Origin of the sequence: Rhodovulum sp. (assembly GCF_011048875.1) — a bacterium.
In the GTDB taxonomy this organism is placed as follows: Bacteria; Pseudomonadota; Alphaproteobacteria; order Rhodobacterales; family Rhodobacteraceae; genus Rhodovulum; species Rhodovulum tesquicola.
This window is the reverse complement of sequence record NZ_DSDD01000016.1, coordinates 1-4,887: the sequence shown is the minus strand read 5'-3', so window position 1 is coordinate 4,887 and position 4,887 is coordinate 1. Positions and strand designations below refer to the sequence as shown.

Genomic DNA, 4,887 nt, shown 5'->3' with positions numbered 1-4,887 from the left:
GTCGCCTACGCGCTGTTCAACCTCGAGGAACGCGGACGGCTTTTCATCGGCGCGCAGGAGCCCGTCTATGAGGGCATGATCATCGGCGAGCACAGCCGCGACAACGACCTGGAAGTGAACCCGCTGAAAGGCAAAAAGCTGACCAACATCCGCGCCTCCGGCACGGACGAGGCGGTGCGGCTGACCACGCCGGTCAGGATGAGCCTGGAAGAAGCCATCGCCTATATCGACGATGACGAGCTGGTGGAGGTGACCCCCAGCGCGATCCGTCTGCGCAAGCGCTTCCTCGATCCACACGAACGCAAGCGCCAGTCCCGCGCGGCGGGCTGAATTACGGCCCCTTGCGGGGCCGCGCGCCTTCGGCGCGTGGGTATTTGGACCAAGAAGAAACAAGGCGCTGCGCCCCATTCAAGGGTGCGGCGCCTTGATTCATAGGCGTGAGTCAGTCGGTGGTTTCGACGACCAGAAATTCCCGTTCCGAGGCACTGCGGGCATGGTCCAGCACGGTCTGGTATTCGGGGCTGTTGTAGCAGGCAACCGCCGCCTCGAGGCTGGGAAAGCGCGCCACGACATTGCGCGGGCGCTCGCGGCCTTCGAGCTGCACGAAACGGCCACCGCGCGCGAGGAAGGTGCCGCCATGCGCGGCGATGGCGGGACCGGCCAGTTCGGCGTACTTGCCATGGGCGTCGGGGTCCGTGACGGTGACATGCGCGATCCAGAGTGCCCCCATCGCTCAACCCTCCAGCAGGGTTTCGGCGGCGCGGATCGCGGCCTGGGCATTGGCGATGTCGCGTGCGCCGCCCTGCGCCATGTCGGCCCGCCCGCCGCCGCCCTTGCCGCCCAGTTCGGCCACCGCCGCCTTGACCAGATCGACGGCCGAGACGCGGGCGGTCAGATCGCCCGTCACGCCCGCGGCGACTGCAGCCTTGCCCTCGGCCTCGGCGATCAGGAGGATCGCGCCCGAGCCGAGCCGGGCCTTGTGCTCGTCGATCAGCGGCGGCAGGTCCTTGCCCGAGACACCCGTCAGTACCTGGGCGAGGAAGGGCACGCCGCCCACCTGACGCGCCTCGGGCGCCGCACCGGGACCGGCCAGCGCCAGTTCACGACGCAGGGTCGCCACCTCGTTTTCCAGCGCGCGGCGCTCGTCCACCAGCGCCTTGACACGGGCGGCCAGTTCGGCGGGCTGGGCGCGCAGGATCTCGGCCACCTCGGACAGGCGGGCCTGCTGGGCGATCAGATGCTCGAGCGCGCCCTGCCCGGTCAGCGCCTCGATCCGGCGCACACCGGCCGAGGAGGCGCTGTCGCCCAGCACCACGCACAGCCCGATATCGCCGGTGCGTTCGACATGGGTGCCGCCGCACAGTTCCAGCGACCAGGCATTGCCGTCCTGCCCCTTGCCGGTGGGCGCGCGGCCCATCGAGACCACGCGCACCTCGTCGCCGTATTTCTCGCCGAACAGCGCCTGCGCGCCGATGGCGCGGGCATCGTCCGGTGTCATGATCCGGGTTTCCACGGGGCTGTTCTGCCGGATGAAGGCGTTGACCTCGCTCTCGACAGCGGCCAGTTCCGCGCGGCTCATCGCCTTTGAATGCGAGAAGTCGAAGCGCAGCCGGTCGGGCGCGTTCAGCGAGCCCTTTTGCGCGACATGATCGCCCAGCGTCTGGCGCAGCGCCTCGTGCAGCAGGTGCGTGGCCGAGTGATTGGCCCGGATCGCCGAACGGCGGGCGTGATCGACGCGCAATTCCAGCGGGTCGCCGACCGACAGCCCCCCCTTGGTGGGCGTCACCTTGTGGGCGAACAGTCCGCCGGGCATCTTCTGGGTGTCATGGATCACGCCCGAGGCATCGGGTTTCAGCCATGTGCCGCTATCGCCCACCTGCCCGCCGGATTCGGCATAGAACGGGGTCTGGTTGACCACCAGCCAGCCGGTCGCGCCTTCGGACAGCGAGGCCACCTCGGCGCCTTTCACAACCAGCGCCAGCACCTGCCCTTCGGCCACCTCGGTATCGTAGCCCAGGAATTCGGTCGGGGCGACGCGCTCGGCGATCTCGTACCAGATGGTCGCCTCCTTCGCCTCGCCCGAACCGGCCCAGCTGGTGCGCGCCTTGGCCTTCTGCGCGGCCATGGCCGCGTCGAAGCCCGCGACATCGACCTCGCGCCCCATCTCGCGCAGCGCGTCCTGCGTCAGGTCGAGCGGGAAGCCATAGGTGTCGTAAAGCCTGAACGCCGCCTCGCCGGGCAGTGCCGCGCCTTCGGGCAGGCGGGCCAGTTCGTCGTCCAGCAGGCGAAGGCCGCGGTCGAGCGTCTGCTTGAAGCGGGTTTCCTCCAGCTTCAGCGTCTCCTCGATCAGCGCCTGAGCGCGGCGCAGTTCGGGATAGGCCGCGCCCATCTGGGTCACCAGCGCCCCCACCAGCCGGTGCATCACCGGATCCTGCGCGCCCAGCAGATGCGCGTGCCGCATCGCGCGGCGCATGATCCTGCGCAGCACATAGCCGCGCCCGTCATTGCTGGGCGTCACCCCGTCCGCGATCAGGAACGAGGTCGAGCGCAGATGGTCCGCGATCACCCGATGGTGGACATTGCGCGGCCCGTCCGGCTCGGACGAGGTCGCATGCGCCGATGCCTCGATCAGCGCGCGCATCAGGTCGGTGTCGTAATTGTCGTGCTTGCCCTGCAACAGCGCGCCGATCCGCTCCAGCCCCATGCCGGTGTCGATCGACTGCATGTCCAGGGCGCGCATGCTGCCATCCTCGAACTGCGCGTTCTGCATGAAGACGAGGTTCCAGATCTCGATGAAACGGTCGCCATCCTCGTCCTTGCTGCCCGGCGGGCCGCCCCAGATCGAGGGGCCATGGTCAAAGAAGATCTCCGTGCAGGGGCCGCAGGGGCCGGTAGGACCCATCATCCAGAAATTGTCGTTGGTGGAGATGCGGATGATCCGCTCGTCGGGCAGGCCCGCGACCTTCTTCCAGATCGCGGCAGCCTCGTCGTCGGTGTGATAGACGGTAACCAGAAGACGATCCTTTGGAATGTCGAAATCGCGGGTCAGCAGCTCCCAGGCATAGGGGATCGCGTCTTCCTTGAAATAGTCGCCGAAACTGAAATTCCCCAGCATTTCGAAGAAGGTATGATGCCGGGCGGTATAGCCGACATTGTCCAGATCGTTGTGCTTGCCGCCCGCGCGCACGCATTTCTGAGAGGTGGTGGCGCGGGTGTAGTCGCGCTTCTCGACCCCGGTGAACAGGTTCTTGAACTGCACCATGCCGGAATTGGTGAACATCAGCGTGGGGTCGTTGCGCGGCACAAGGGGCGAGCTGTCGACCACCTCGTGGCCGTTCTTCTGGAAATAGCTCAGAAAGGTCGAACGGATGTCGTTCAGGCTGGGCATGTCGGTCGCGCCTCGGGGTCTCGGAATTTCCGATCCGATGTATCGCCGCGCGCGGGGGCTGTCCATGGCCAAGGCGGCGCTGCGCCCGGCTGCCCCCTCAGCCCGCGGTGGCGCGCAGCAGCCGCTTGCGCGCGGCCGGGATCGCGCGGATCTCGAGCCCGGTAAAGACATGCAGCGTGTTCAGGTCGCGGTCGACGACCGCATGGTCGGACACCCAGCCGCCCATCACCAGATAGCTGCGCAGAAGCGGCGGCATTGCCAGCATGGCGCGCCTGGCATCCGGCTTGCGGCGGCGCAACCGCTGGGCAAAGCGGAAGACATTCGGCGCCTTGACCCGCGGCAGCCAGCGCGGGGGGGCAAGATGGCGCTCGGTCAGCAGCGCGAAGGCATCCATATGCGCCGCGGCCTCGGTGCCCTTGAAGGACGAACAGCCGAACAGCATCTCGACGCCGGTCTCGTCGACAAAGCGCGTCATCGCCCCCCAGGCCACGCGCAGGATATCCGGATCGCGCCAGTCGGGATGGATGCAGAAGCGCCCCATCTCGACCATCGGGCCGTCGAACTCGGCCAGCGCCGACAATTCATAATATTGCGCCGAATAGCTTTGCCCGATCTCGGCCCCGCCCTTGAGCGGCATGAGCCGGAAACAGCAGACCAGTTCACCGCTGCGCGCCTCCTCGACCAGCACATGGCGGCACAGCGCGTCGAAGGCATCGGCATCCAGCCCATCGGGGGCGTCGGGCGTGGCGCGGAAGGTCAGGTAGCGCAGACGCTGCGCGGCCTCGATATCGTCCGGGGTCCGGGCGAAGCGGGCGGCGTATCGTCCCCTGCGAAGTGACAGCATCGTGACCGCTCCCGCGGACTGGCGGACGGCGAGCGTCCGACTACCTATGTTCACGACGGCGTTAGCACAGAATTTGTGACAACTGAAGGACAGGGCGCACGAGGCAATATGACCCAGAAGATCACCAGAACCGATGCCGAATGGCGCGCGCAATTGTCGGACCTTGCCTACAAGGTGACCCGCAGGCACGGCACCGAGCGGCCCTTTACCCATGACGATTTCCCGAAACGGTCGGGCAGTTTCCGCTGCATCTGTTGCGGCGCGGTCCTGTTCGATGCCGAAGACAAGTTCGACAGCGGCACGGGCTGGCCCAGCTTCACCCGCCCCGCGGATCAGGACGCGGTGGGGGAGACCACCGATCGCAGCTTTTTCATGACCCGGACCGAGGTGCATTGCGCCCGCTGCGACGCCCATCTGGGCCATGTCTTTCCCGACGGGCCCGCGCCCACGGGACTACGCTACTGCATCAACGGGGTTGCGCTGAATTTCGAGGAAAAGGGCTGAACCGCCCCGTCTTCGGGGGCAGGGTGGCTAGCGCGGTCCGATAACATCCTCGGCGCGGAAATTGCCAAGGTTGCGGAACAGCTGGCCGAGGAAGCTGATGCCCTTGACATTCGATTCGGTCACCCGCCGATTGAGCGCGATCACCCGACCC

The 4,887-nt window shown here is 67.1% G+C and carries 4 protein-coding genes and 1 pseudogene; 2 read left to right on the top strand and 3 right to left on the bottom strand.

Annotated elements, in window-relative coordinates; all coding sequences use genetic code 11:
• Positions 1-330: pseudogene (locus ENN83_RS00650) on the top strand (translational GTPase TypA); the annotation flags it as partial.
• 112 nt (positions 331-442) lie between these two features.
• On the opposite strand, the gene ENN83_RS00645 reads toward ENN83_RS00650, so the two are convergent.
• The 3 genes from ENN83_RS00645 to ENN83_RS00635 all read right to left on the bottom strand — a co-directional run bounded on the left by ENN83_RS00645 (position 443) and on the right by ENN83_RS00635 (position 4,232).
• Complete coding sequence (locus ENN83_RS00645; protein ID WP_287182877.1) at positions 443-730, bottom strand: DUF1330 domain-containing protein; 288 nt, start codon at positions 728-730, stop codon at positions 443-445.
• A gap of 3 nt (positions 731-733) precedes the next feature.
• Positions 734-3,388: an alanine--tRNA ligase gene (gene alaS / locus ENN83_RS00640; protein WP_287182875.1), complete on the bottom strand. Its 2,655-nt coding sequence runs from the start codon at positions 3,386-3,388 to the stop codon at positions 734-736.
• A 97-nt stretch (positions 3,389-3,485) separates the two neighbouring features.
• Positions 3,486-4,232, bottom strand: coding sequence for a GNAT family N-acetyltransferase (locus ENN83_RS00635; protein WP_287182873.1), 747 nt, complete (start codon positions 4,230-4,232; stop codon positions 3,486-3,488).
• 108 nt (positions 4,233-4,340) lie between these two features.
• Here ENN83_RS00635 and msrB point away from each other — a divergent pair, with 108 nt between their 5' ends.
• Positions 4,341-4,736 carry a peptide-methionine (R)-S-oxide reductase MsrB gene (gene msrB / locus ENN83_RS00630; RefSeq protein WP_287182871.1) on the top strand — a complete coding sequence of 132 codons (396 nt, stop codon included), beginning with the start codon at positions 4,341-4,343 and terminating at the stop codon, positions 4,734-4,736.
• The last annotated feature ends 151 nt before the right edge of the window (positions 4,737-4,887 follow it).

Excerpts from the sequence above, each read along its gene's own strand:
- ENN83_RS00645 (WP_287182877.1), bottom strand. The coding sequence starts at position 730 with ATGGGGGCACTCTGGATCGCGCATGTCACCGTCACGGACCCCGACGCC.
- alaS (WP_287182875.1), bottom strand. The coding sequence starts at position 3,388 with ATGCCCAGCCTGAACGACATCCGTTCGACCTTTCTGAGCTATTTCCAG.
- ENN83_RS00635 (WP_287182873.1), bottom strand. The coding sequence starts at position 4,232 with ATGCTGTCACTTCGCAGGGGACGATACGCCGCCCGCTTCGCCCGGACC.
- msrB (WP_287182871.1), top strand. The coding sequence starts at position 4,341 with ATGACCCAGAAGATCACCAGAACCGATGCCGAATGGCGCGCGCAATTG.